Here is a 22,687-nt window from a genome sequence, read left to right on the forward strand (position 1 = left end):
TGACCCCTGGGAAAAAGGTAATTTTGGTAATTTTCTTTTTAAAATCCATAAAAACCAAATAAATTCAGTAGGTTAGATTGATCTGGCAAAGGTAATAATAGGGTAATAGGAAGGTTAGAAAATTACCCTTAGTCGTAGTAATTTCACCCACCTACAAAACCCTTTAAAATCAGGCGCTTGGAGAAATATTACCTCCGGCCTTACCAAATATTACCTTCAAAGGTAATACCTCAAAGCCACGGTCTATAAGGGCTGCAGCCAATTTTTCGCACCGGCTTACCAAAATTACCTTTTTCCCAGCCTCGGACTGAAATGAGCCTCCCAAGCACCCTGCTATGCTTTCTGCTTTCCGAATGGAGTCGAATACATGGCCAGCGAATACTCCCTTTCCGTCGTCCTCGAAAAAATGTACGAAAACCAGCTTGGGCTTGAAGCCGCGCTGATGGAGTTAGTGCTGTTGGTCGAGCAACAGGGATACAAGACCGAGGGGGAGAATGCCCGCGTGGCACTTGAGCGAATTGGGGAGAATGCGGGGTTTATCAATCAGGGCTTGGCACGATTAAGAAACCTTGAAAAGGACTAGCTCGTGACCCGTCCTCTCTGTGGATGCTAAAGGTCGCCGGTGGTCAACTGCGCGCCTTTACCTAAAGCAATACTGCAAATCTAAAGGCTTTAAAACTGACCTTAGGGGAGTACCACAAGAGCGCTGGAGTTAGCTAAGAAGTCAGTGTATCCCCCCACGAACAACGGATGTGACCGCAAAGCCACGGTGCAGAGCGATTGAAAGGCTAGCTTTCATCCCTCGATGGGGATTGGTAATTGGGCTTATAGATCCATACTCAACGATACCCCCCTGGTACTTTCATCAGCACGTTTTAGCTTCCACCGCCCGACTGTGAGCAGAAAAGCGTTATAAAACGCACCAAAACAGTGCCGTAATTTTTTTACGGAGAGCCTTGAAAATGCTATGATCTCCGCGCAGTCATGCTAAACCTGGAGTACAAGATGCTTGCTCGATTCGAAGTTACCAACTTCAAAAACTTTAAAGACACTATAACTTTTGACCTCACAAAATCCAACTCTTACGAATTCAACAAAGAATGCATTTCAAATGGAATAATTAATAAAGCAATCGTGTATGGATATAACGGAGTAGGAAAATCAAACTTAGGCTTCGCCATTTTTGATTTAGTTTCACACTTAACAGATCGCAATAACAGTTCCGAACTATACGAAAACTACACTTACGCAGGCTCAAGCGAACATGCTTCCTTTAAATATGAATTTCATTTCTTGGAAGATCGCGTAGTTTACGAGTATGGAAAAACCGATTTAGACACACTCGTATTCGAAAAACTTTATATTAATGGAAAACTATTTGCTGCAATAGATCGAAGAAAAAGCAATACCGCATTCATTGACGCAGAAGGAGCAGAAAGCCTCAAAAAAGATCTAAGCGAAACCGCGATTTCTGTAGTCACATACATTAAAAAAAATACAGTCCTTGAAGCAAACAGAGATAACGACTGCTTTCGAAACTTCGCAACCTACGTTAACGGCATGCTGTTTTTTAGATCGCTAGGACAAAACAATTATATAGGACTTGAGCAGGGCACAACAGGCATTGAGACTGACATTATCGAAAAAAATAATGTCGAAGCATTTGAGAGCTTTTTAAATAAAGCAGGAATTAAGTGCAACTTAATTACAGTCCTGAACGATGGAAAAAAACCTCATCTAGCCTTTGAGTTTGATGGAAAACAGATTCCTTTCTATGATATTGCCTCTCAAGGAACAAGAGCACTTGGAGTATTTTACTTTTGGTTCCAACGCTTAAAAAAGGAAGATACAAAAGTCACATTAGTATTTATTGACGAATTCGATGCATTTTACCACTATTCACTATCGCTGCTTGTAATAGAACAGCTAAGAGGAATAAAACCACAAGTCATTGTTACAACTCATAACACGTCAGTAATGACAAACGAGCTCCTCCGCCCAGACTGCTATTTCTTCATAGATGAAAAAGGCATAAGGTCTCTTTCTAACCGCACTCCAAAAGAGCTACGCGAAGCACACAACATCGAGAAAATGTATAGGGCCGGAGCTTTTGATGGGTAACCATATCTTACTTGTATTTGAAGGTCAAAAAACTGAGCCAGAAGTATTTGAGAGTCTCCGCCGCTTTTATTTGAATGATTTAGGTGATCGCACATTCGTCATAGCGATATATGGTTGTGAAATCTACAGTCTGTATCACAAAATGAAGAACGATGAATATCTAGACCTTTTTCTTTTGTTAAAATCAGACGCTAGAAATAAAGATTTATTAAAAGACATCAACAAAGATCAAGTGTCGGAAATTTACTTGCTCTTCGACTATGATGGTCATGCACCAACAGCGACTGATGATAAATTGCTGGAAATGCTAGGCGTATTCAATGAGGAAACCGAACGGGGCAAGCTGTACATTAGTTATCCTATGGTAGAGTCCTTGAAACACCTACCTGACAATCTTTGCTTTTCAACAGTAGTTGTACCTTGCAAGCAAAACATCCAGTATAAAGCTTTGGTCGGCACGCAAGTTCCGGAACGCTTAAAAAGTTTTAAACTTCTTGAGCAGTCTCACTGGAAGGCCATGCTTGAAGCTCATTGCAAAAAGCTCAACCACTTAATTACTGGGGATTTTTCTATTTCCGAAACCTATGTCTGCCAACACGAAATTCTTTCTACTCAAATACAAAAGCACATCAAGCCCAACGAACACGTAGCAGTTTTAAGCGCTTTCCCCATTTTTGTAAAAGACTATTATGGAGCTAAAAAATTAATAGAACTTATTGAAGCCCAATAAATATTTTCTGTAAATATATAACACCATACCTGATCATTAGAAGTGTGCGTGGCTCGTCCCACTTGTGACGTACAGATGCTTGACAGCAACTGTTCCTTTCCAACCAGATGAACTCGCACATTCAGCATCAAAAATCCAGGTCTGCTTTCACTGGAAATATTTTCTCTCCAGACGTGATAGCACTAATCTCGGAGGTCGGGACTCACTGTATTTAGTCGATTGCGCCCTTATTGATGAGCCCTTTCGCACTCACAATCTATGAAATGCGCTGAACGCGATGAAAGCCAATTGGGCCGGGCTTTTGAGACGATCCAATACCCCTCCTGAAAAGCGCCGTAAGCTTTTCTGATACGTCCTATTAGAAAAACAAAAACCTGGTAAAACGCGTCTTTCAAACGACGCCCCCTAGTAAATAGGGGCCTCTCCAGATGAGTTACCGACTTAACCCAGACGACACGCTGCACAGTGCCGCATCACTTCTTCACAAATCCTTTCATTCCGTGAAATTGAAATGCGCCTCAGATTACCTGCAGTGGCGCTGGGCGGGGCCATAATTTGTATTGACGTCGTCTTTGCAAAAAAAAAGGATACGAGGCCCGTCGGCGGGAGGGGGATAAGTGCTTTTTTCCACACTTTTTTTTCCAAGAGTTGTTTTTACAGTTCACGACATGGCATCTTGACTCCAGGCACAAAATGGAGCCAAGCATGAGAGATTTGGGAACGGCTGGAGAGAAATTCTTCGGTGGGCTGTGTGCAGCGGCTGGAATGGCCGCAAATAAATCTGATACCGACGTAAATGGTTGGGATCTGTTTATAGAGATTGATACCGCGTCAGACACTCTAGATCGGATGACTATGCACGAAGGTTTGATCGAAACCAAAGTTCAGGTCAAATCTACCGACGGCAATAAAAAATCAGTAGACGTGGAATTATCGAATCTTAGAAAGATGGCTACGAGTTCACTGCCATGCTTTTATGTATTACTAGAGTTCGATGGTGGAGATTTCCCTGCTAGAGCGTACTTACGTCACTTCGACAACGACTTGGTAGCGAAGACCCTTAGACGAGTTTCAGACGAATACGCCAAAAACCCCAAAGCGAAACTTAACAAAAAGAGAATGCGCCTTAACTTTGAGGAGCCTATCCACCCCATTTCAGCTTCAACATTAAAAAAAATGGTGAATAGTCATATTGGCCTTTCATACTTAGATTATCTGGAGCAAAAACATGGATATCTCAAGTCGGTTGGCTTTGAAGAAGGCACTCATCGTATAAAATTTTCGATCGTAGGGGATGACAAACTTGAAGAACTCATAGACATATCATTGGGCAATAATAGTACCATCCAAGTCGGAAACGTTCATGGATCATCACTTCGATTCGGTGTCTCCTCGGACAGGCCTGAGTTGTCCAGCGAATCTGCCTTGCTCGCTATGCCAGACGTAATGCCCAGCGATCAGGGGCTTATAATTTTTCGGGACAAATCGACCGGACGCATACTGAAATTCGGAGTTGATCTCTATACGAGTCCTTTCAACTCGTGGGTTCCGAAAAATTATAGAAAAATAAGAATGGATGCCAAACTATTCGAATTCCATATACTTAACTATGGAAAATCTTTTAACATCTCTATGAACATTCATCTGCTTGAACAATTCGAAATTGAGGAAGCACTCAGAATGTTCAAGCTTACTCACATGCTTTCCGCCCCACAAAATATCGAACTCACTTTTAAATTCCAAGAGCTTTTATCAACAGCCCATTTAAAGCACGGAGAATGCTTTCCCGAGCAATCCCAAACAATTGAATACCTTGAAAAATTAGTTAAAATTAAACGCTACTATGATACTGACACTCCGTTACATCTCAACATCCATCAAATAGAAAAGTCTCGCACCAAGCTTGATCAATTGATGCCAGTAATTGAAGGCAAACCAGAAATATTTAAACTAAATTTCTCGTCGACCGACGAGATCCCCCACGACATTGAAATAGAATGCTTTTACTTATTGTCTTTCCAAATTGGAAACTATCTATTCTTAGAGTTAATTCTTTTTCTGGGAAAAGTCGAAAAAACGCCAGATGATCGTTATAGCATCACACCAGAAGCCAAAAGCTCTTTTTACAAAACGATGGTTGACACGAGGGACTTTAACAAAAGCATCCTCAGAGAAGACATTACCAACTTAGTAGAAAACTATGAATCCGCGCGCCCAGTTATAAACTTTACACCTTCCTTCTTCGAAGAATTGGAAGCCCAATAGTTACGCAGAACAATGAAAAAAAGCAGTTTAAAACTTGATTTCCTCCATCAACTTACTTAAACGAGTTGCGACCATTGCTTTTTCCATAAAGGAAGAAGCGTCTACCGTAGCCGGTTTAGGCCCAGGCAAATGCGTATGCGATGCCAGTTGAGTATTCATGTCTCCAATCAAATCGAGCAAATCGCACAACACCTGCAATACATTCACCTCTTCCGATCCCAGCCACGTTCTAGGTGCCTTTAAACTTTGACTTACCCCGGCCACACTCTGGCGCAGTCCCTGGATTCGCTCCTGCATGTCTCCACCCACCGTGGCGTTATGCATTTGCCCCACAACTAGGTTCAGATCTCGGCCGGTAGCCTGGTGTAGATCGTCCACCGCCGCTAGGCTCGCGGACCCGCCCGACAACAACTTGAGCGCACCCAGCGCCTCGATCGTCTTCACACCTCCCACAGACTCAGTCGAGTGGTCATCAATCGTCTGCGTGTGTCTCTGAAACTGCTCGCGGTTGTCCATGGCTTCGACTTCGCGCTCGATTGCCTGATCTCGGATCTTGCCATCGGTCTGGCGTAGCCAGTTGCCGTCGGCGTCAACGCGCTGCTGGGCGGCTGCGCTGTGCTGCCACACCTGATCACCTTTAGGCACCTTAGGCATGCTCAGGCCGTGCGGCAATATCGATTGAATGTAGGGCTTATTCGGCAGGCCGTAGGCAAAGCACACCACGACCCGCGTGCCTTCCTCCGGAAAGGCGTAGATGCCCATTTCTTCGCCACCGGTGGGCAGTGGCAGCGGAACGCCAGTGAGCGCCGGTATGGCCGGGTCTGGCTCGTCATCGGCGCCGAGCACGACAATGTCCACCGCGTAGCGCGGGCGGAAGTCGTCGCAGATCCCGGCGTCCGCCGGCGCATCGGCCACGGCGGTAACCAGGGCGAAGCGCGGCAAATGGTAACCGCCGGTGAGTTCGGGAAATTGGCGCTCTACAGCGCGACGGATTGCGTCTTCCATCGGATAGCCATCTGGTCATTGGCGAGCGCCACACTGGTGACGCGCTCGTCGGCGTTGAACGTTGCACCTGGTCGCAGCCCGGGAAGGGCCGCGATCATCGCGCTCTGGTTGCCCTGGTAGCCGTCGAACAGCTCCGTGGGGATTTGCAGCGGCGCTCGGGCGCCATAAAAACTGTCGGTCCAACTGCCGGCGAACACTTCACCGTTACCCAGTTGGTGCCAGGTAAAGTCGGGAATGCTGAATACCCGGGCGAGACTGTCCATCGCCTGGTAACCGGCGGCGAGGCTGTAGAAGTACGGCGTCTTCACGCTGGCGTATGGTTGATCCGGAACGCGGAAGCGCAACCCGGTTTGTTCGCTGACCTTGGCCAACACGGCGCGCAGATCCGCATGACGCAGGTTCAACGGCAATGGGTTGGCCAGCACTGCCGCCAGTTCCCGGCAAAACAGCACCTGCTCGACCGCATTGGCGGCGGTGCAGCGCTCGACGTAGCCGATGAAGTGGCGTTGCAGCGTTCGCTCGTTGTAGCCGATGTCCAGCGTCACCAGCCCTTTCAGCGGCTCCGTGGATTGCACGGTGAAGTTGGCCCGGCCGGGGCTGGTGGCATCGAGACGGACGTCTTCCTTGATCAGGGCGATCGGCGCGCCATTGATGGCCAGCTTCTTGTGCAGCTTCACTTCTGCTCACTCCCGCCCAGCCACTTATCCACACGTCCCAGCACTTTTTCAAAGCCGCTCAACTCGGGCTTGTTCCCTGCCCCGTCGCCACCCTCTCCCACTGCGCCACCCGGGGCGCCTTGCGCGTTGACCTTGTTGACGGCGCGCCGATCTTCGACTTTTTCCGGGTTCGATTCACGCTCGCTCAGCGTGAATTGCACCAGCCAGGCTTTCAGGCTGTCAGCTTCCCTAGCGCTGACGCCGTCGGAAAACTCGACCTGACGCACGCCGAAGGCCTCGGCCGTGTCGTTGACGATCCGGTACAGGTGCAGCTGCCCACCGCTGGCCGTGGTTTCGGCCATGCGTAGCAGATCCGTCAGCTGGGTTTTATCCACAAAGGGAATCATCAGCGACACGGTCAGCGTCTTGGGCTTGAATCCCTTGTGTGCCTTGTCGGTGTTGCTGGTCTGGCCGGACATATCGCCGCTTTCGATTCGCAGGTTGGCGGTGACCTTGAGGTTCTTCCCCTGGACTTTTTGCCCATCAAGCAACAGCGTCATAGGCCCACCAGTTCCTGGACAAAGCTCAGCCCTTCTTTGCTGCCGACCAGCAGCAGGCCGGCGCACTGAACCCATTCGTGGCCGGGGGCATCGCCGGCCAGCAGCTCGCGGCGCAATTCGCCGGCGTTACCTGGACCGATCAGCCGCGCCCGCATGCTGACGTCAGGGCTTCCCCCCGCCAGCAACGCTTTCAGGGCGTCCAGCTGTTGGTCGCGGCCTTTCTGTTGAGCGCCCTTGCGAGCGGCCAGCGCGGCCAGATCGCCCAGCGGCGAACTGTCGGCGGCGTAGCCCTCCAACACCGCCAGTTGGCCGGCCATGGACTGCTTGGCAGCCCTGACCACTGTGCAGCGTTCCAGCGGCAGGCCTTGCCAGCGCGGCAGTGGCCCGGCGGCGGGGATCTCCCACTTTTCGCTGTCCAGTTTCATCAAGTGCTGTGCCCGGCGTTCGGTGCGGACCAGGTCGGGGATCGGCAGCAGTGCATTGAACCGCGACAGAGCGCTGGCCAACTGTTCCAGGCGCGTGCCCAGGAAAAGAATCGACAGGGCGTATTGCGGACCGGCGGGACGCCCCGAGTCGGTGACGTCCTCCAACTTGCTGGCCAGGTGCTCGAGCGCGTTGGGTGCGGACAGAAAGCGCTGATACCCTTTTCCCTGGCCAATGCCGCTTTGAAATGGCGTCACCACCAGGCACGCCGGCACTTGGCCCAGTTGTTCGGCCAAGGCATCCCGTCCCGCTGCGATCGCACCTTTTGCCGCATCACCGACCGGCCCCGGGTTGGTGCTAGCCAAGCCATTCAACCCGGCCAGACGTTGGGCGGTGCTGGTCAGCTCGCCGCCGGCCAGATCCTTGGCGGCTGACAGTGCTCCCATCCATTGCGTGGCCTGCTCCGGCCAGCGCATCGTCACTGGTGCCCAGGTCATGCGGGCGGCGTCCAGTTGATTGCGTCCATCGCCTTGCTGTCTTGCTCGTTGAAAGCCTTGGCCAGCGCCTGGCGCAGGGTTTCAGCGTGCAATTGGGCCGCTTGCTTGAAATGGAACAAGTCTTGGCCGACGTCACGCAGCTGGTCGGGTGTATGGGTCCTGAAAGCCTTGTGCTGCTCCATGTCTGTGCAGGCGATATCGGCGGACAATCCCGAGAGGATGGAGCCGGTCAAATTGATTTGATCGACCAGCTCACTGTCATAACGAAACGGCCAGCCCAGCGCGTGGGAGATGAACCCGGATTCGGTGTACTGGGCGCACGCCTGGTTTATTTCCCGTCTTTTCTGCTCGTGCAGCGCTGCTAATATCGCGGCCGTGTCGTCGGTCCAGTGGTCCTCTTTCCAGACCTGGTGCGGCTGTGGCTGCTTGAGCGTGTAACCGCTGGGCATCGGCGCGAAGCCGTCCAGCGTCAACGGTTCCCCGGTCTTGATGTTGTACGCGGTCACGCCTTGGAAAAAGTCCAGCAGTTGCCACTTTCCATCGATCCAGCATGCAGCCTTGTGTTCAGGTTCTTCCGGCGGCGGGATTTCAACGCAGCCTGCTGGGATCAGAAAAACGTCAGGTTCCAGCTGGCAGGCTTCGGCCACGGTCGTGCCGATGTAGCGGCCGAAGGAATTGGTTTGATAGACGACTTTTCGGTTCATACAGGCGCTCAGTATTTGATGCAAACGAGATATGCCACGTTGTCCGGACGGGACTCATTGCCCCCGTCTGCGGCGACCGTGACACCATGGATGTGGTTACCGGCGGGATAGATGTTCAGGCCGTGTGTGTGAACACCGTCACCGTTGATGCCGACGGCGTGAGTGTGTGCAGAGTGAGCGCTTCCGAACTCTCGCCAGAAGGCTCCGCCGGAGCTGGAACCCATTACCGACCCCGCGACGTTCCCGCCGACGTTGATGCCTTGGTTGCCCATCAGAATTTGAGTGTTTCCTTCGCCAGCGGCTGCTGTCCAGGCCGAGTGTCCGTGCCAGCCGGCAGCATCGATATGTCCGCCGTGTTGGTGTTCACCTGCTGCCGAGGTTGACGCCGCGTGAGCATGCGCGCGGTTTTGGTTAGCCTGGTCACTGCCCAGCACGCGGCCGGCATCGTAGGCGGCGCCGTCAGACCAGGCGCGAATGAATTTGCCTCGCAGGTCGCTCAAGTTGAAGGTGTTCACGCCATCGCCGGCGCCGTAGCGGGTACCGATAATCGTGAACAGCTTGGCGTAGGTGGTTCGCGAGATGGCGGCACCGTTGCACTTCAGCCAGCCCGGGGGGGCGCTGGTCATATCGAATGCGGCGACCATTCCGGTCATCGAGTTGTCGACCAACTGCTGCAGTTTGTTCAGCGCGGCCGTGGTGGCAAGAATGTCGCTGCTGTTGGTTTTCGGGTCATCGCTCTTGGCGTTGGGCAGATTGCCCAGCTCAACGTCCTCTTTGGTCGTACCCCGGGCGCGCAAGCCCGCGTAATCGCAATCACGCGCTGCAAAGTGCTCGATCAGTGGCCCGGCGATAGATTCGGGTTTACGTGCGTCCGAAAAGTCCGTGGGAGACGTGTAAAAGGCGATCGGCACGCAGTAATGGCGAACGCCGGCCGCGTCGGTGTAATCGGACTTTTCTCCATAGACGACTTTCCAAGTCGCCACCCGATCGTTCAACTGACGTTCCAGGCAGACGTCGAGCGTGATTACTCCTACGGGAATCGCACCGGTGAATGCCCACGGCTTTGACATGAACACTCGAATGCCTTCGATGTAGGCCGTACCGGCATTCAGTTGGAACCCGTTTTCGCTCTTTGCGAATGCCAGAGCTTTACCGAAAAAACAGGCGCGGCCGTACATCTCGCGATTGCTCAGGCGCTCGCGCTCATCAATGCCGGCAAGGCGTACCGTGAAGTCATGCTGCCAGGTGCTGGCGTCGATCTTCACGCCAGTCAGTTGCATGGCACCGTCAAAGGCCACCAGAAAGTTTCGGGTGACGTTGTTGCCGATCTGCTGCGGCGGGATGTTCTTGCGCTTCTGTTGCAGCGGAACATAGGACACGGCGAACAGCACCCCTTCAGCGTCCTCAAGACCGACCCAATTGAAGTCCCAGTCGCCGATGTCCGACCCCAGTTGGCAGCTGTACACCACCTGGTTGGGGTTCACGAAGCCGGCGTTTTGCTCCGGGAGGTCATAGACCTGAACGATCTGGCCTGAAGGTGGTTTGCCGGCGGCGCGGTCTACTGGCGCTTCCGGGTTTAGCCCGGGCACGTTGGCAAAAATGAACCGCGTGACGATCAGCGGCTTTTTCTGGCTTTGCTTCAAGGCAATCTGGCTTTCGCCGGCCAAGGTAATACTGGCGCTCACGGTGCGCTCCTACAGGCTGGCAACCAGCGTTTGCTGGTCGTCGTTGAAGTCGATTAGGGCGATTTGCAGCCCCACGGGGGTGATGGTCACGAAGTCGTAGCGCCGGCAGGTGCGGCCGTATTGCTGGATCAGCACGCGCAGCAGCTCGGGGTTCAGCGACAGCTGGGCGTTGCTGAACTTGAGCAACACCACGTCCCAATCCCGATCGGGCTGGCGCTCCTCGATCTCGACGTAACCCACGCCGAGGCGTTCGAAAATGCGCTTCATACCGGCGGTGCTGCCGGCGTCCACGGAGTTGACGAAGGCGTGTTTCACTCGCAGCCGGAACAGCGACTCCGGCTCGCCCTGAAAGCGCGTGACGTCACGCTGCCAAGCCCACAGCTCAAGGATGCTCATGTGGCAGGTGTCGGGATCGATCTGCGAGTAAGGCCAGCGCAGCCAGCCGGTGACGGTTTCCCACCACGCCTGGGCAGCGGCGACCAGCTTCGAAAGCTCGGTACCGCCGAGCCAGAAAGGCAGTTTGAGTTTGATCATTGCAGGTTCACCTTCACCGAAGACAGGCGCGGGATGTTCAGGCCGCTGATGATGTCCACCCCGGGGGCAAACCGAAGCGATGCGATATCAGCGAACTGCTGGTGGAGTTCTTCCGCCAGCCGGCTGAAGCTGAAACGCGACTGGGGATAAGTCAGCGTGGGCTGATAATCACGCGGGGAGCTTTCCCGAAACGCTGCCCGGATGAACAACTCGACCTCACTTTTCAGCGTGTTGATCTGTTCCGTACTCAGGTTCGGTTGGGGCCAAAGGGACATAACCACACTCACCGGCACCTCCGGCATGACCATGGCCAGCAGGTCATCGCCGTGGCCATGGTTGCCCTGGTCGCGGATGTGCGAATTGATTTGCTCCAGGTAAGTCGCCGCCGGCACGCCCGCGTCAAACAGCACATAGGCGTTGGCACTGCCCGGCCCACGTGGTGCGCCATGCTCAAAATAAACGCCGTCCGGGCGCACGCCGGGGAATACGGAAATCATGGCGCGATACACCGCGTCGGTGTGCCACTGGTTGACCGCCGAGAACTGGTTGCGCACGCGCAAGCGCAGTTGTTCGTTTGGTTCAGGATCCGCACCTGGTGATTCCAGCCAGCCGTCTTTGTTCACCACCTGGACGATGCCGGGGATCGGCACCGGCAGGATCGCGTAGTAACCCGGGGCGAGGTTGAAGCCGCTGCCGGCCTCGATCGCTTGCACTGGAACGTCTCGCTGGAGCTGGCCGGGCTGAAACGTCGCCGGCGCCGTGGTGACCAGTTGGTAGACATTGCCGTTGATCGCCGCTGACTGCACCACAATGCCCTTTTCCAGCTGCAGCACACCGTCAGGCACCGCCCGGGTGAACAGCAACTTACCGCGGGCTTTGGTGGCTCCCTTGCGCTCGACGTTGACCGCCCACGCGAGCATGTCCAGCCAGGCGTCCACCGCCGTTTTCACAAAGAAGTTCGGCAGCACGGTCAGACACAAAAAGTCCAACAGCCACAACACCGGTTTGGTCACCAGCGCGGTCATCACTCGCCAGAACGGCGAATAGCTGCTGGTGTTGGCCACCTTGGCGCCCTGGGCTTCCACTTCCTTTTCCCACGCAGCCTTCAGCCCCGCTTCGGTGGTCGGAATGCCGGCGTCAGCGATCACCTTTTTAAAATCGACCTGACTCACAGACTTACCTCAATCGATCCGAATTTGATGGTTTTGGCAGTCACCAGGTAAACGCCTGGTTCCTGTTGAGTGATGCGCGCTGTCCCCGGTACCAGGCGTTCGTCGTTCTCCACCAACAGTTCCAGCTGCTGGATGCAGTCTCGTTGCCGCAGGCGGTCGCGCTCGGCCACCAGCACGACCAGCAGCCCGCTGTCGCGGATCATGTGGGCGATGTCCTGGGCGATGCAGGCGCGGTCATCGATCAGCAGCGGCTGGTGCGACGGATCCAGCGCCAGGTCGTTGTCGACAATCCACAGATCCACGTACTCGCTCACCCGCCCACCGCCATGGCGACCATGTTTTCCATCTCCAGCGGTGTCATCGTTTTACCGGTATGGATGTTCACGTTTTCCACGTGCGTGCCCTTGTTCTGGCTGCTGTTGTTGTTCTGGATGCTGGTCAGCAAGCCACCGGGCGGTACCGCTGAAGGGCGCGCCGGCGAAAGGCTGGGGATTGCCGCGTTGATGGTCTGCTGGGCTTTCTGCGCGGCGTTGGCGGTGTCGGCGGCGTTGGTCGCAGCATCGACGCCGGGCACTTCGGGCATACCGCCGAAACGCGCCTCGATGTTCACGCCCGGGATGCTGTTCAGCAGCTCGATCACGCCGTTAACGGCCTTGGTGAAAATGCCGACGATGCTGTCCCAAGCGGCCTTGGCCATGCCCGACCAGCTCCCCATGGAGTTGAACCAGTCGGACAGTTTCTGCAGCTTGTCTGCGACGAACTGAAACGCGGCGGTGTTCATCAGTGCCGCCGTCCATTCGTCCCAGTAGTAAACGGCCGCGACAATGACCGCGACCAGGGCGACGATCCCGACCACGATCCACACCACCGGGTTGGCCAACAGCGCCGCGTTGACCAGCCAGATCGCGCCCTGCCACAGCAGCATGGCGCCACGAATGAGTGCCAGGCCGGCGCTCAGCGTGTAGATCACGGCGACGTAAGCCAGGATGGCGAGCTTCTGCAGGATGAACACGGCGACAGTGCGCAGGCTGAACAACTGAACGACTTTCCAGACGGTCAATATGCCCAGCCAGGTCATGCGGGCGATGCCGACCACCATGGTCAGTGCCGACACCGCGGCAACGATGCCCATGATGGCCAACGCGGTGACGCCGATCACCCGGGTGATGTTCGGGAACAGCTGCGACCAGCGCACCAGTGTTTTACCGATGTCCACCATCTTGGCCATGAACGGCGACAGCACCGGGATCAGCACTTGGCCGAACACCGTACGCATGACCTCGACCAGGGACGCCCACTGCTGCCAGGGATCGACCATGGCCCGGGCCATCTGCTCGGCGTTCTCCAGGCCGCGCACCTTGCCCAGCTGCTCGATGCCATTGCGCAACCGATCAGTGTCCTTGGCCAGCGCGCCGATCACCTGGGCGCCTTCACCGCCGAAAGCCTCCATCAGCTTGGCCCCGGCCGACGCGCTGGTCAGGTCGCCGAACTTGCCCTGGAGCTTGTCCAGGATGGCCATCATCGGCAGCACCTTGCCCTGCTGGTCGGTGAACTTCATGCCGAGCTTTTCCGAGGCGGCGCCGATGTTCTCGAAAAACGCCTTGTAGCGTCCGCCGGCGTCGCCGCCTTCCATGGTGCTACTCAGCGTGCCGATCACCGCCATCTGTTCAGCCAGATCGACGCCGGAGGTCGTCGCGATCGCGCCGGCCTCCTTGAAAGCGTCTTTCATGGCCGCCCCGCTGGTACGGAACAACTGCACCGCCAGCGCCGTCTGACCGCCGAGCTTTTCCACCCACGCGCCCTTCCCCATCGCATCGGCTTGAGACTTCTGCAGGTTGTAGAGCGTGCCGACGTATTCGCCCATGGTTTCGGCGTCGGTCTTGGTGGCTTTGGCCAGCAGGTTGCTGGTGTTGGTGAACACGGCGAGCTGGTTGCCGGCGAGGCCTTTGATGGCGCCCTCGATCAGATACGCCGAGGCCACAAAGTCCTTGGCGTTCTCACCGTAGTTCACCGCGAACTCCAGTGATTTACTGTTCAGCGCCGCCAGCGCGTCTTCGGCCACGCCCAGCGATCGGACATCGCCCAGGGCGCGGTTGACCTCCAGCGCCGGTTCCATGGATTCGCGAATCGCGACCACGCCCGCTGTCAGACCTCCAAAGCCTAAGCCGATCGTCTTGATGTGCTTTTCGCTTTGATCGGAAAGCTCGGCAAAACCCATTTTCACCTTGCCCAGGGGCGCGGTGACCTTGTCCTGCAAGCTGAGAATGAAAGCCAGGCTGGCGCTACGGTCTGCCAATGTCGTTACCCGTTCAGCGCAATGGCGATGCCGTTAGCCACGGCAAATTCCATGCGTCTCCAGTGTTCGTCCTCCAGCCACTTGGCCATCCCCATCGCCTCGGGCGTGGGTTCGGCACCAGGTAGCCAGCGGTGCGTCAGGGCCATCAACTGGCCCAGGCCGTTTTCGCTCAGGCGATCAGCGTGTTCGAGCGCTTTTTTACGATTACCTCAACGTTCGGCGCGTATTCCTCCAGCAGCGCGCCGGCGATCTGCATCACCATCACCGGGTTGGCCAGGATCGGTTTCAGCGTGGCTTTTTCTTCCTGCTTGACGGTGTTCATCAGCAGGTTGTTGCCCGGGGCGACCTTGTTGGTTTGGGTCAGGGCGTTGAAATACTTGGTCACGTCCGCCGGCGTCAGGTTGAAGGTAAATTCGTTTTCGCCGACTTCCAGGGTGATTTCTTTGTTCTGTTCGTTCATTGGATGACTCACTTGTTGAGGTTGGGTAAAGGGTTGGTCGAGAGCGCCGGCGATCGCCGGCAAACGTCCAGGGCGTACTGCTGCAGTCCGACGATCATTTGCCGGCTTAGGGCGAGTTGATCTCGGAGGGTGAAATAATCCTGTCGAGCGTCTGCTGCGAGTTCGGCGCGTCCTGCATCAGCCACGCGGGGGGTGCCGGCGGTGGCGGACACAGCTCCGGAAGCGGGACAGGTAGCGCTGACGTACAGCCGGCCAGTGCCATCGCCAACAGCGCGGCGCAGGCGTTCGTTTTCAGTGCGTGCATCGGTCAATTCCTTGGTGTTTCGTTGGTCGATCGCATCCCGCTCGGCGAGCATTTCACCGCTGATGCGTATCGCTTGGCGCAGGCCGACCACCTCAGTGTTCAGGTCTCGCAGGTCTTCCAGCGCGTCGTCGCGTTGATCCACCAGCCGGATAAACCAATACAAGGGCACCAGGGCGGCAATGAGCATCCCGAACAGTGCGGCCTTGAAAGGTGAAATGGTCATTTCAGGCAGACTCCCACCTCGGCCAGCCGCCGGTTGTGCAGCCCTGGTACAAAGCGTTTCTGGCCGTTGGCGTCAGTCACAAAGGCCCACACCGGCGTCTTGCCGTCCGGCGCCCAAGCCAGGGCTTTGCAGCCTTCGGCGATGCGACCAGCGTTGATGAGCGCGACCGCTCGACTGGCGCAAGTGCTGGTCACGCCGAAGTTGTGGCCGTGACTGGTCAGTGCGTCGAACGTGTTCTGGTTCACGTTCGGGTTGGTGATGCACTCGGCCAGCTGCAGCTGCGTGTTGCGGATCACCAGTTGCTCCACCTCAGCGCACTTGGCAGGCGACCAGTAGTCGCCGACCACGACCGGGTACGGGCTGGTGAACCGGGTGATGCCTTTGCACACAGTAGGCAGCCCGCCGGCCAGTTTGTCCGCGTAAACGGTGTTCTGGCCGTTGCCTTCCCAGGTGCCCAAGAAGATCACCAGCGGCGTGCTGGCCAGCGCGATCAAACCGGCGGCTATCCGCCCGCGCAGGCTCATGGGAACCACACACGCAACAGCGCCGGCACGACCATCTGCAGCACAGCGCCAACCAGCGTCAGGATGGTCAGCAAACGCCCGACTTTGGAGCCGATCACGTTTACCGCAAGGGTCAACGCCTGCTGTCCTTTGTTCAGCTCCTTGAGCTGGCCAGTCATGTTTTCGAATTGCTGCTCAAGCTTGGTCACACGAGTCGGCACGGTTTCGTGACGGCCTTCAAACTCGTTCATGCGGTGCTCGATCACGGCAAGTTGCCGCTCCAGCGTTCCCAGACGCGAAGTTTCAGTAGTCATCGGCGTTTACTCTTCTCAACGTCCGTCTGGCACGGAACGCACCGCGTCATACCGCCCAGCGCCTGGCGTGCCGGCGGGATCTCTTTGTCACAGTCCTGGCAATGGGTCAGGCTTGGCCCGACCGGCATAGGCGTCTGCAGCTGCGCCTTGATCGCCTGGTCACGTTGGCGTTGCTCCAGCTCCTGGGCACGGTCGAACCAGTCCACCATTAGCGCAGCCCCTCGGTTTCAGCTGCGGCCAGGTAGGGAACGCCGTTGATACGGATAAAGTCCGGGCTGGTAACGTCAAACGGCACCTTGTATTTGCTCTTTTCGCCGCCCTTGGGATCGATCGACAGCAGGCTGGACACCTTCAACCGGCAACCGAATGCCTCCACACGCATTTCCTCGTCCTCGCCGGCCTTGGCGAAGAACACCGCATCAAAGGGTTTCAGCTCGCGAAAACTGCCTGCCGAGCGGGCGGCGTCCACCAACAGGTTGAAATTGGTGCTGTCCAGTTCGAGTTCGCCGGCGGCGGCGACATCGCCGTCCACATAGCCGTCCGGAACGCCACGGGTTTGAGCCACTGCCGAGTTGTCGGTGATGTCCAAGGTGCAACTCTCAACGTGCAGCGCGATGTCGCCCAGGTTCACGTCAAAATTCTTGCCGCCAATCTTCGCCATGGCGCGTTACTCCGTTTTGTCGGTGGAAAGATCCAGGGCGATGTTCGCGGCCAGGTCTTTCGGGCAGTTGAGGGGTTTGAGCTTGAAGTAGGCGACCACCTTGGTTTTGCTCAACCAGGTCAGCACCAGGTCGCCGTCTTTCGGCGGTTCGATATCGCCGGGGAACACTTGGCCAGCGAACGTGACGGACTTGGCCATGGCGCGCAGTGGAGCCATCAACTGGTTGGTGTTGACCGCCATGCTGTTGGGCGTGTTGTTCAAACGGCGATCGGCCACGCGGCGGATCAGCAGCGCCCGAATCAGGCGAGCGGCTTTGTCGGTGATGCGCAGGTATTCGACGACCTGGAAGTCGCTGCCCGGGGTGTCCAGCATGTTGCCGTCACCCCAATAAACGCCCGGATAGTCCGGATAGGTTTGCGACACCGAGTACCGCGCCCGATCCAGTTCGGAGCGCACAGCCGAGGGCAGGGAGATTTTTTCCCCATCAATCGGCACCGGGCCGAGGCCCAGCACGGAACCGGTGGCCACGCGCATCGGGCTGTCGGCGATGCTCACGGAAGCGTTGGCCAATCGGCCAGCCAGCACGCCCAAGTCATTGCCGTGCAGCTGCGGGACAACCAGCACACGCGGCGCGGCGAGGTTGGCCAGTAGCGTTTTTCGCTCGCCCACGTACTTCGCCCAGGTCTGGTCGGCGGTGATGCCGGCAGTGCAGGCCATTACAAAGATTCGACGCCCATAGGTATTACTCAATGAGATAGCAGCGTCATTCATGGCCGAAAGTTCTGCCGGTGCGGTCACCGGTTTGGTGATGATTACAGCCTCGACGGAATAGCCCAGTTGCTGGGATTGCTCCAACGCATCAGCCCAATTGCCCTCGGCGCCGATCGGAGCGGCCACACATGCCCAGCGCTGACCACCGTTGAGACGGGCAGCGGTGATTTGGGTTTTCAGGTCACTGGCCGCAACGCCCAGGGCGGCGTCCAGATCGCTGTCGTTGTTCAGGGGCAGAAACTGGCCGACGTTCTTGCCGGCAGGGCCGATGAATAGAAAGTAACGCTCAATCTCGCTCACTGGCCCCTGGCCCAGATTGAGATTGTCGACGGTGACTTGACCGAGTGCCATGCAGTGCCTCGTTAGCGGGGTGAATTAAGGATTTGTTGCAACACCTGGTTAATCAGCAGATTGGTGTCGCGATCGGAGTTAACGCCGATGAACTGGCGCTTCGGCAGGGTGATTTCCCAGCTCTGCGCGCCCGAAGACTCGCTGCGCTGGTCGTCCAGGATGCGGATCAGCAAGCCCGCCTTGGCGTAGTTCACATGCTCCTGAATCCACGCCACCGACGGCCTGGTCAGGCTCTTTTTGCCAGCCTGGCGCACGCGAAAACCCAGCCGACGCAGGCGCTTGGCTTGCTTTTCGGTGGCCGCAAGTCCCGGCGGGGTCTTGTTCCAGCGGCGCATCTGCGCAGCGGTGCGGCGTTCACTGACACCGTTGTGTTGCTGGGCGGCGACCCATCGGGTCAGGGCGTTTTTCCAGCCCAGTTCCGCTTCATCAGCGGTCAGTCGAGTGACCACCATCAGCTTGGCCAGGCCGGCTTCCATCTTCTTTTTGCCCTTGCCGTCGCCCTGGCGCGGAGCGAACGCCGAGCCGTCAAGGTTCTGCTGGGCACGCTGACGTTTGCGGCTCATCGTCCGCACGCGCTTGGTGACCTGGTTCAACAACCGGCGGCGCAATTGGGGCGGCATGGCCAGCAATGCCAGTTGCTCGCGCACGCCCAGGCGACCCAGTACGTCGAGTTCGAACGTGCTACGCCCCGCCATTGGTGGCCACCTCGCCATGCTCAGCGACCCACAGGTCAAACGGGATGAACGCCCAGGTCTTGCCGAAGGCCTCGACTTCGCCGTCCGGATCTTCGGAGAGGTACTGCGGTTCAACGAATTCCAGCGTGACTTCCACGTCGAATAGGTCGGTGTCGACCGGCTCCACGGCGAATTCCGGCGCCGGCAGTTCGTGGCGGTCGCGATCACCGTCGTGGTTTTCCAGCCAGCTGCCTATCAGGGCCATCAGACGTGCCGGATGATCGGCAAAGCGCTCAAGCACAATCGCGGCGCGATAGTGCATATCCGCGAAGTGCATGCCGCCGACGTCGGGTTTCCAGATCAGCGAAAGCTTTACCTGCTCGGTGAAGCTGTCGAGCTGTTCAGGCGCAACTAGTCGGCGTTCCAAAAGGTAGGTGGTCAGTCCTTGCAGCTTGGTCATAGCAGCGCCGCCGTGATGCGGCCACGGCCCTGCAGAGCGCGTACTGCTTGCTGACTGAACGCCAGAAAGGTGTCTTCACGCTCCGGCGCTTCCTTGCCGATGTTCTCGGCGCTCTCGCGGCGAGTCACGGTGGCGAACTGCTGCAGGGCGCTGGCCTTGGCGCGGCAATAAACGGCGCGCTTGTACAACTTCGCTTTCCAGGCACGTTCCGGCAGCAACATCGGATCGGCTTTTTCTACGGTGGTAATGCCCGCCGCCAGCCAGCTGGATTTGAGCTTGGCCAAGTCGCTGTTGACCTCGGCCATGGCGATGCTCAGCGCGTCGGTCAGCAGATCGCCCAGGAATTCCGCCGGCAGGCGGTAACCCTTCTGGAATTCGGACACGGAGAGATCCGGCCAGAAGCCGTCGTTCTCGATGATCTGTTCCACAAAGGTGGTGGGTTTCCCGGAAAAGCTCATTGCTGACCGCTCGAATTAGGGCGGGGAGACTGTTTTTCGTGAGGCTGGCCATAAATGGCAGACACACGTCCACAGTTCCCCGCTGGGGGGGTAGTCAGTTATTGGGCGCCGGTGACGGCGGGTGGTTGTTTGGCGATCGCCTTTCGGCACTTCGCAATGCGCGTTTCGTTGCCGGCTTTCGCGTAAAGCGCGGTGGAGCGTTCCAGGTGCTTGAGCGCGGTTTCCCACTGCTCGGCTTCCATGGCGCGCATGCCAATCAACTTGTGGTACTTGCTCGGAATCTGCTCGGGCAGATTCCACTCACTGTCAACACGCGGCAGCAGATCGGACAGGTAAGGTTCCGGGCTGCGCTGGGCGTTGTATTCGGCGTAGGCCCAGTCGATCACTGCATCCGCGACAAAGGTCTGCACGTCGCGCTTGAAGCGCTCCGGCATCTCCTGGCCCTGCTCGATCGCGAAGTCCGCCAGTTCCAGGCCGTCTTCGAATTGCTCGGTGTCGAACAGCCAGATCATTACCTGCACCAATACGCGGTTCGGCATCACCAGGCCCGAATCCATGTAGCGCTGGATGAAGTCCTGGTACTTGGGCAGCAACTCAGCTCGCTTAAGCGTTTGTTTGCTCGCCAAGTTCTTCAAATCGCTCAAGCGCTTCAGGTCTTCATCCAGCGAGGCTTCCATCAGCAGCAGGTGCTTTTTCGCGTTGGCCGGACTGCTCAGGGCTTCCGCTGGCGAATACGCCAGCGGTGCCGCTGCAGCAGCGATCACTGCAGCGGTTCCCATAGCCAGGGTGCGGCGCTTATGTGCGAGAGCCAGGCTCACTTCACCAGCTCCACGTTCTCGGTCAGCGCGATCTTTTCCAGCTGCTCGATCACGTAACCCTCGTTGCGGCTGTTGTAGTCCTCAACGCGGGAACGCTTCGGGTTATCCACGGTTTGCTTTCGCCAGCTGGAGTCCTGGAAGTAAATCGACAGGTTGTCCCAACTGGTGACCAGGACGCCGTTGACCGGGAAGAACGGCACGCTAAAGCTCGGCAGACCACCGTAGGTCGCGATCACCTGGGCGTCCTCGATGCGCTCTTTTTCGGTCGGGGTGTCGCCCTGTTTGGCGTACAGCTTCGCCTTGTCAGCAGCCAGCAGGTCGGTGCCGATGATCGCCACCAGGTCGCCGCCGTCGCGCAGACGCTCGTCCACCATTTGCTTGGTGTCATGCACCAGGCCGTCCAGGTTCTCGTAATCACCGCCCGGCCCCATGGTGACCTTGCCGGGTGTTTTGCCTTCCTTGAGTACCTGCTGCGGCGCCTGTTCACGCAGCTGCTGCAGCCAGCCTTTGTTCACGTCCTGCAGCATCGGATAGGCTTCGATGTCGGTCTGTGCAGCCGCTTTCACACCATGGAAACCGACCATGATGCGATCCAGTGCAATCTGTTTCTGTACGGCGGCGGAGTAGCGTTGATGGAAGTCCGGGAACTTGGCCCAGGCATCGATCTTCGCGTAGGGCAGACCCACGTCCGATTCGGTCGACGACAGCTCATAGGTGCTGTTCTCCAGCGCCGAGGCATCTTTCGCCACGCGATCGGTGGTCTTGGTGTTGGTGCGTCCAGTCACCGGGCCGGACACGCCAATAAACACCTTCTCGCCCTTGATCTCGGTCACCGGAATGACGTTGATGCGCTGCAGGAAGTCCGCTTTGGCGGTAATGGCGTCGTTCAGCTCCTGGGCGATCGACGGTTCAACGGAAAACATCTTGCTGGCCAGCTCGACACCGTAGGTCTCGGCGATAGCCAGCTGCATTTCGGCGTACATCTTGGCGCCGTAGGCACTCAGAGAACGGGCCATGATCAGAGTACCCGCGCTTTGGCTTTGTCAGTCGGGCCGGAATTGCGCGGCAACTGACGTCCGGTCGGTGTGTTCTGCAGCGCAGTGAATTGCTTCTGCAGGCCGGCCAACGCAGCCAACACAGCCTTATTGCCGCCACCGTTACGCTTGAATTCGCGCTCCTCTTCGGCAGTGGTGACGATCTCGTCTACTGCGGCACTGACATCATCGATCGGGGCTTGATCGGGTTCTGGTGCGTCTTCGGCGGCAGGCTCGATCACGGCCTGAATGCCGGCAGCGACGACCAGCAGCTGGGCCAGCAGGGCTTTCAAAGCCGTTGCGGTAGCTTCATCCATTGGGGGGTTGCTCTCGGTTGGGGTTTGCGGGGTGGTTTCGGCGGACGTTTCTTCAATGCCGAAACGCTTGAACAAGCGGGTGAACATGGCGGCGAGGCGCCCGATCTCGCCCTGCGGCTCGGTCTCAGATTTGGTCTTAGTCACGGGTAGAGGTCCCAACTCCAGCGATGCGGCGTAGTACGCGGCGCGGCTGGTTCGGTTGGAGAAATACAGCTCTTGCGTGCCGAGGCTGGCCGGCGAATCAGTCACCGCCAGCCCGGTCAGATAGGCCTTGCCGCTGCCGGCAAAATTCGGGGTGATTTCGATGCTGCTGAACAGCTTCTGGCCCTGATCGTTGAGGTACAGCAGGCGGTCGTTCGGTTTCAGCTGCGCTTCCAGCGCAATTTGCCCCGGTTCCAGATCCTCACCCTCTTCCACCAGGCGCACGGCAAATACGGTGCCGTGCGAGCCTGTCCAGCGTTCGTGGTCACACCAGATCACAGCGGTGTATTTGGCCGGGGTGTAGGTCTCAGCGATGTCGCGCAGTTCCTGGGGCAGTATCTCGCGGCCATCGACGGTCGGGCCGCTGGTGGCAACACGTTTCCAGTAGGAGATAAGGGAACGGGGCATGGTGGGTAACTGCGCTCAATCACTGAATGAGCCGCCACGATAGGGAGCCGATTTGCCCCAAACAAACGGTTGGTTTTCGGCG

At 56.8% G+C, this 22,687-nt stretch carries 28 protein-coding genes; 4 read left to right on the forward strand and 24 right to left on the reverse strand.

The window, feature by feature from the left end:
* Positions 1 to 367 precede the first annotated feature (367 nt).
* From HXW87_RS21725 to HXW87_RS21740, 4 genes are all read left to right on the forward strand, one after another.
* Positions 368 to 583 (forward strand): hypothetical protein, encoded by a 216-nt coding sequence (locus HXW87_RS21725; RefSeq protein WP_239777728.1) that lies wholly within the window; start codon positions 368 to 370, stop codon positions 581 to 583.
* A gap of 422 nt (positions 584 to 1,005) precedes the next feature.
* On the forward strand, positions 1,006 to 2,121 hold the full coding sequence (locus tag HXW87_RS21730; RefSeq protein WP_239777729.1) for an ATP-binding protein: 1,116 nt from the start codon (positions 1,006 to 1,008) through the stop codon (positions 2,119 to 2,121).
* Positions 2,114 to 2,851: an RloB family protein gene (locus tag HXW87_RS21735; protein WP_239777730.1), complete on the forward strand. Its 738-nt coding sequence runs from the start codon at positions 2,114 to 2,116 to the stop codon at positions 2,849 to 2,851. The genes HXW87_RS21730 and HXW87_RS21735 overlap by 8 nt, the downstream gene beginning before the upstream one ends.
* Positions 2,852 to 3,556: 705 nt before the next feature.
* Positions 3,557 to 5,116, forward strand: a complete 1,560-nt coding sequence (locus HXW87_RS21740; protein ID WP_239777731.1) for a hypothetical protein — start codon at positions 3,557 to 3,559, stop codon at positions 5,114 to 5,116.
* A gap of 27 nt (positions 5,117 to 5,143) precedes the next feature.
* On the opposite strand, the gene HXW87_RS21745 is transcribed toward HXW87_RS21740, so the two are convergent.
* The 24 genes from HXW87_RS21745 to HXW87_RS21860 form a co-directional block, all read right to left on the reverse strand.
* A complete protein-coding gene (locus tag HXW87_RS21745; protein ID WP_239777732.1) occupies positions 5,144 to 6,121 on the reverse strand; it encodes a hypothetical protein in 978 nt (325 codons plus the stop codon).
* Complete coding sequence (locus HXW87_RS21750; RefSeq protein WP_239777733.1) at positions 6,094 to 6,798, reverse strand: hypothetical protein; 705 nt, start codon at positions 6,796 to 6,798, stop codon at positions 6,094 to 6,096. Before HXW87_RS21750 ends, HXW87_RS21745 begins: the two co-directional genes overlap by 28 nt.
* On the reverse strand, positions 6,795 to 7,337 hold the full coding sequence (locus HXW87_RS21755) for a DNA-binding protein (RefSeq protein WP_239777734.1): 543 nt from the start codon (positions 7,335 to 7,337) through the stop codon (positions 6,795 to 6,797). The genes HXW87_RS21750 and HXW87_RS21755 overlap by 4 nt, the downstream gene beginning before the upstream one ends.
* Positions 7,334 to 8,257, reverse strand: a complete 924-nt coding sequence (locus tag HXW87_RS21760) for a hypothetical protein (RefSeq protein WP_239777735.1) — start codon at positions 8,255 to 8,257, stop codon at positions 7,334 to 7,336. Before HXW87_RS21760 ends, HXW87_RS21755 begins: the two co-directional genes overlap by 4 nt.
* The gene (locus HXW87_RS21765; RefSeq protein ID WP_239777736.1) at positions 8,254 to 8,961 is read right to left on the reverse strand and encodes a hypothetical protein; all 708 of its coding nucleotides are present in this window, start codon (positions 8,959 to 8,961) and stop codon (positions 8,254 to 8,256) included. The genes HXW87_RS21760 and HXW87_RS21765 overlap by 4 nt, the downstream gene beginning before the upstream one ends.
* A gap of 8 nt (positions 8,962 to 8,969) precedes the next feature.
* Complete coding sequence (locus HXW87_RS21770; RefSeq protein ID WP_239777737.1) at positions 8,970 to 10,646, reverse strand: phage tail protein; 1,677 nt, start codon at positions 10,644 to 10,646, stop codon at positions 8,970 to 8,972.
* Positions 10,647 to 10,655: 9 nt separating this feature from the next.
* Positions 10,656 to 11,180, reverse strand: coding sequence for a phage tail protein (locus tag HXW87_RS21775; RefSeq protein ID WP_239777738.1), 525 nt, complete (start codon positions 11,178 to 11,180; stop codon positions 10,656 to 10,658).
* On the reverse strand, positions 11,177 to 12,352 hold the full coding sequence (locus tag HXW87_RS21780; RefSeq protein WP_239777739.1) for a baseplate J/gp47 family protein: 1,176 nt from the start codon (positions 12,350 to 12,352) through the stop codon (positions 11,177 to 11,179). The genes HXW87_RS21775 and HXW87_RS21780 overlap by 4 nt, the downstream gene beginning before the upstream one ends.
* The gene (locus HXW87_RS21785; RefSeq protein WP_239777740.1) at positions 12,349 to 12,666 is read right to left on the reverse strand and encodes a DUF2590 family protein; all 318 of its coding nucleotides are present in this window, start codon (positions 12,664 to 12,666) and stop codon (positions 12,349 to 12,351) included. Before HXW87_RS21785 ends, HXW87_RS21780 begins: the two co-directional genes overlap by 4 nt.
* Positions 12,663 to 14,648, reverse strand: coding sequence for a phage tail tape measure protein (locus tag HXW87_RS21790; RefSeq protein ID WP_239777741.1), 1,986 nt, complete (start codon positions 14,646 to 14,648; stop codon positions 12,663 to 12,665). Before HXW87_RS21790 ends, HXW87_RS21785 begins: the two co-directional genes overlap by 4 nt.
* Positions 14,649 to 14,653: 5 nt before the next feature.
* Complete coding sequence (locus tag HXW87_RS21795) at positions 14,654 to 14,794, reverse strand: hypothetical protein (RefSeq protein WP_169840848.1); 141 nt, start codon at positions 14,792 to 14,794, stop codon at positions 14,654 to 14,656.
* Positions 14,795 to 14,817: 23 nt separating this feature from the next.
* Positions 14,818 to 15,108 carry a putative phage tail assembly chaperone gene (locus HXW87_RS21800; protein ID WP_239777742.1) on the reverse strand — a complete coding sequence of 97 codons (291 nt, stop codon included), beginning with the start codon at positions 15,106 to 15,108 and terminating at the stop codon, positions 14,818 to 14,820.
* A gap of 8 nt (positions 15,109 to 15,116) precedes the next feature.
* The gene (locus HXW87_RS21805) at positions 15,117 to 15,635 is read right to left on the reverse strand and encodes a lysis protein (RefSeq protein ID WP_239777743.1); all 519 of its coding nucleotides are present in this window, start codon (positions 15,633 to 15,635) and stop codon (positions 15,117 to 15,119) included.
* Positions 15,632 to 16,159, reverse strand: coding sequence for a lysozyme (locus HXW87_RS21810; RefSeq protein ID WP_239777744.1), 528 nt, complete (start codon positions 16,157 to 16,159; stop codon positions 15,632 to 15,634). Before HXW87_RS21810 ends, HXW87_RS21805 begins: the two co-directional genes overlap by 4 nt.
* On the reverse strand, positions 16,156 to 16,452 hold the full coding sequence (locus HXW87_RS21815) for a hypothetical protein (protein ID WP_041074592.1): 297 nt from the start codon (positions 16,450 to 16,452) through the stop codon (positions 16,156 to 16,158). The genes HXW87_RS21810 and HXW87_RS21815 overlap by 4 nt, the downstream gene beginning before the upstream one ends.
* Positions 16,449 to 16,661, reverse strand: a complete 213-nt coding sequence (locus HXW87_RS21820) for a TraR/DksA family transcriptional regulator (RefSeq protein WP_041074594.1) — start codon at positions 16,659 to 16,661, stop codon at positions 16,449 to 16,451. Before HXW87_RS21820 ends, HXW87_RS21815 begins: the two co-directional genes overlap by 4 nt.
* A complete protein-coding gene (locus tag HXW87_RS21825) occupies positions 16,661 to 17,113 on the reverse strand; it encodes a phage protein (RefSeq protein WP_121183182.1) in 453 nt (150 codons plus the stop codon). The genes HXW87_RS21820 and HXW87_RS21825 overlap by 1 nt, the downstream gene beginning before the upstream one ends.
* Positions 17,114 to 17,119: 6 nt before the next feature.
* The gene (locus tag HXW87_RS21830; protein WP_239777745.1) at positions 17,120 to 18,235 is read right to left on the reverse strand and encodes a DUF2586 domain-containing protein; all 1,116 of its coding nucleotides are present in this window, start codon (positions 18,233 to 18,235) and stop codon (positions 17,120 to 17,122) included.
* Between the two features lie 11 nt (positions 18,236 to 18,246).
* Complete coding sequence (locus HXW87_RS21835) at positions 18,247 to 18,930, reverse strand: virion morphogenesis protein (protein ID WP_239777746.1); 684 nt, start codon at positions 18,928 to 18,930, stop codon at positions 18,247 to 18,249.
* The gene (locus HXW87_RS21840; RefSeq protein WP_239777747.1) at positions 18,917 to 19,369 is read right to left on the reverse strand and encodes a phage tail protein; all 453 of its coding nucleotides are present in this window, start codon (positions 19,367 to 19,369) and stop codon (positions 18,917 to 18,919) included. Before HXW87_RS21840 ends, HXW87_RS21835 begins: the two co-directional genes overlap by 14 nt.
* On the reverse strand, positions 19,366 to 19,827 hold the full coding sequence (locus HXW87_RS21845; RefSeq protein WP_239777748.1) for a head completion/stabilization protein: 462 nt from the start codon (positions 19,825 to 19,827) through the stop codon (positions 19,366 to 19,368). The genes HXW87_RS21840 and HXW87_RS21845 overlap by 4 nt, the downstream gene beginning before the upstream one ends.
* A 98-nt stretch (positions 19,828 to 19,925) precedes the next feature.
* Positions 19,926 to 20,645 (reverse strand): phage terminase small subunit, encoded by a 720-nt coding sequence (gene gpM / locus HXW87_RS21850; RefSeq protein WP_239777749.1) that lies wholly within the window; start codon positions 20,643 to 20,645, stop codon positions 19,926 to 19,928.
* Positions 20,642 to 21,661, reverse strand: coding sequence for a phage major capsid protein, P2 family (locus tag HXW87_RS21855; RefSeq protein ID WP_169840861.1), 1,020 nt, complete (start codon positions 21,659 to 21,661; stop codon positions 20,642 to 20,644). Before HXW87_RS21855 ends, gpM begins: the two co-directional genes overlap by 4 nt.
* Before the next feature lie 2 nt (positions 21,662 to 21,663).
* Positions 21,664 to 22,605, reverse strand: coding sequence for a GPO family capsid scaffolding protein (locus HXW87_RS21860; RefSeq protein WP_239777750.1), 942 nt, complete (start codon positions 22,603 to 22,605; stop codon positions 21,664 to 21,666).
* Positions 22,606 to 22,687 lie beyond the last annotated feature (82 nt).

This window comes from Pseudomonas sp. Y5-11, from assembly GCF_022368695.1.
In the GTDB taxonomy this organism is placed as follows: Bacteria; Pseudomonadota; Gammaproteobacteria; order Pseudomonadales; family Pseudomonadaceae; genus Aquipseudomonas; species Aquipseudomonas parakoreensis.

Coding starts and splice junctions, on each gene's coding strand:
- HXW87_RS21840 (WP_239777747.1), bottom strand. CDS start 19,369: ATGACCAAGCTGCAAGGACTGACCACCTACCTTTTGGAACGCCGACTA.
- HXW87_RS21735 (WP_239777730.1), top strand. CDS start 2,114: ATGGGTAACCATATCTTACTTGTATTTGAAGGTCAAAAAACTGAGCCA.
- HXW87_RS21810 (WP_239777744.1), bottom strand. CDS start 16,159: ATGAGCCTGCGCGGGCGGATAGCCGCCGGTTTGATCGCGCTGGCCAGC.
- HXW87_RS21860 (WP_239777750.1), bottom strand. CDS start 22,605: ATGCCCCGTTCCCTTATCTCCTACTGGAAACGTGTTGCCACCAGCGGC.
- HXW87_RS21830 (WP_239777745.1), bottom strand. CDS start 18,235: ATGGCACTCGGTCAAGTCACCGTCGACAATCTCAATCTGGGCCAGGGG.
- HXW87_RS21725 (WP_239777728.1), top strand. CDS start 368: ATGGCCAGCGAATACTCCCTTTCCGTCGTCCTCGAAAAAATGTACGAA.
- HXW87_RS21730 (WP_239777729.1), top strand. CDS start 1,006: ATGCTTGCTCGATTCGAAGTTACCAACTTCAAAAACTTTAAAGACACT.
- HXW87_RS21805 (WP_239777743.1), bottom strand. CDS start 15,635: ATGACCATTTCACCTTTCAAGGCCGCACTGTTCGGGATGCTCATTGCC.
- HXW87_RS21795 (WP_169840848.1), bottom strand. CDS start 14,794: ATGGCCCTGACGCACCGCTGGCTACCTGGTGCCGAACCCACGCCCGAG.
- HXW87_RS21820 (WP_041074594.1), bottom strand. CDS start 16,661: ATGGTGGACTGGTTCGACCGTGCCCAGGAGCTGGAGCAACGCCAACGT.
- HXW87_RS21800 (WP_239777742.1), bottom strand. CDS start 15,108: ATGAACGAACAGAACAAAGAAATCACCCTGGAAGTCGGCGAAAACGAA.
- HXW87_RS21760 (WP_239777735.1), bottom strand. CDS start 8,257: ATGACCTGGGCACCAGTGACGATGCGCTGGCCGGAGCAGGCCACGCAA.
- HXW87_RS21775 (WP_239777738.1), bottom strand. CDS start 11,180: ATGATCAAACTCAAACTGCCTTTCTGGCTCGGCGGTACCGAGCTTTCG.
- HXW87_RS21835 (WP_239777746.1), bottom strand. CDS start 18,930: ATGGCGGGGCGTAGCACGTTCGAACTCGACGTACTGGGTCGCCTGGGC.
- HXW87_RS21755 (WP_239777734.1), bottom strand. CDS start 7,337: ATGACGCTGTTGCTTGATGGGCAAAAAGTCCAGGGGAAGAACCTCAAG.
- HXW87_RS21845 (WP_239777748.1), bottom strand. CDS start 19,827: ATGAGCTTTTCCGGGAAACCCACCACCTTTGTGGAACAGATCATCGAG.
- HXW87_RS21765 (WP_239777736.1), bottom strand. CDS start 8,961: ATGAACCGAAAAGTCGTCTATCAAACCAATTCCTTCGGCCGCTACATC.
- HXW87_RS21815 (WP_041074592.1), bottom strand. CDS start 16,452: ATGACTACTGAAACTTCGCGTCTGGGAACGCTGGAGCGGCAACTTGCC.
- HXW87_RS21745 (WP_239777732.1), bottom strand. CDS start 6,121: ATGGAAGACGCAATCCGTCGCGCTGTAGAGCGCCAATTTCCCGAACTC.
- HXW87_RS21740 (WP_239777731.1), top strand. CDS start 3,557: ATGAGAGATTTGGGAACGGCTGGAGAGAAATTCTTCGGTGGGCTGTGT.
- HXW87_RS21825 (WP_121183182.1), bottom strand. CDS start 17,113: ATGGCGAAGATTGGCGGCAAGAATTTTGACGTGAACCTGGGCGACATC.
- HXW87_RS21855 (WP_169840861.1), bottom strand. CDS start 21,661: ATGGCCCGTTCTCTGAGTGCCTACGGCGCCAAGATGTACGCCGAAATG.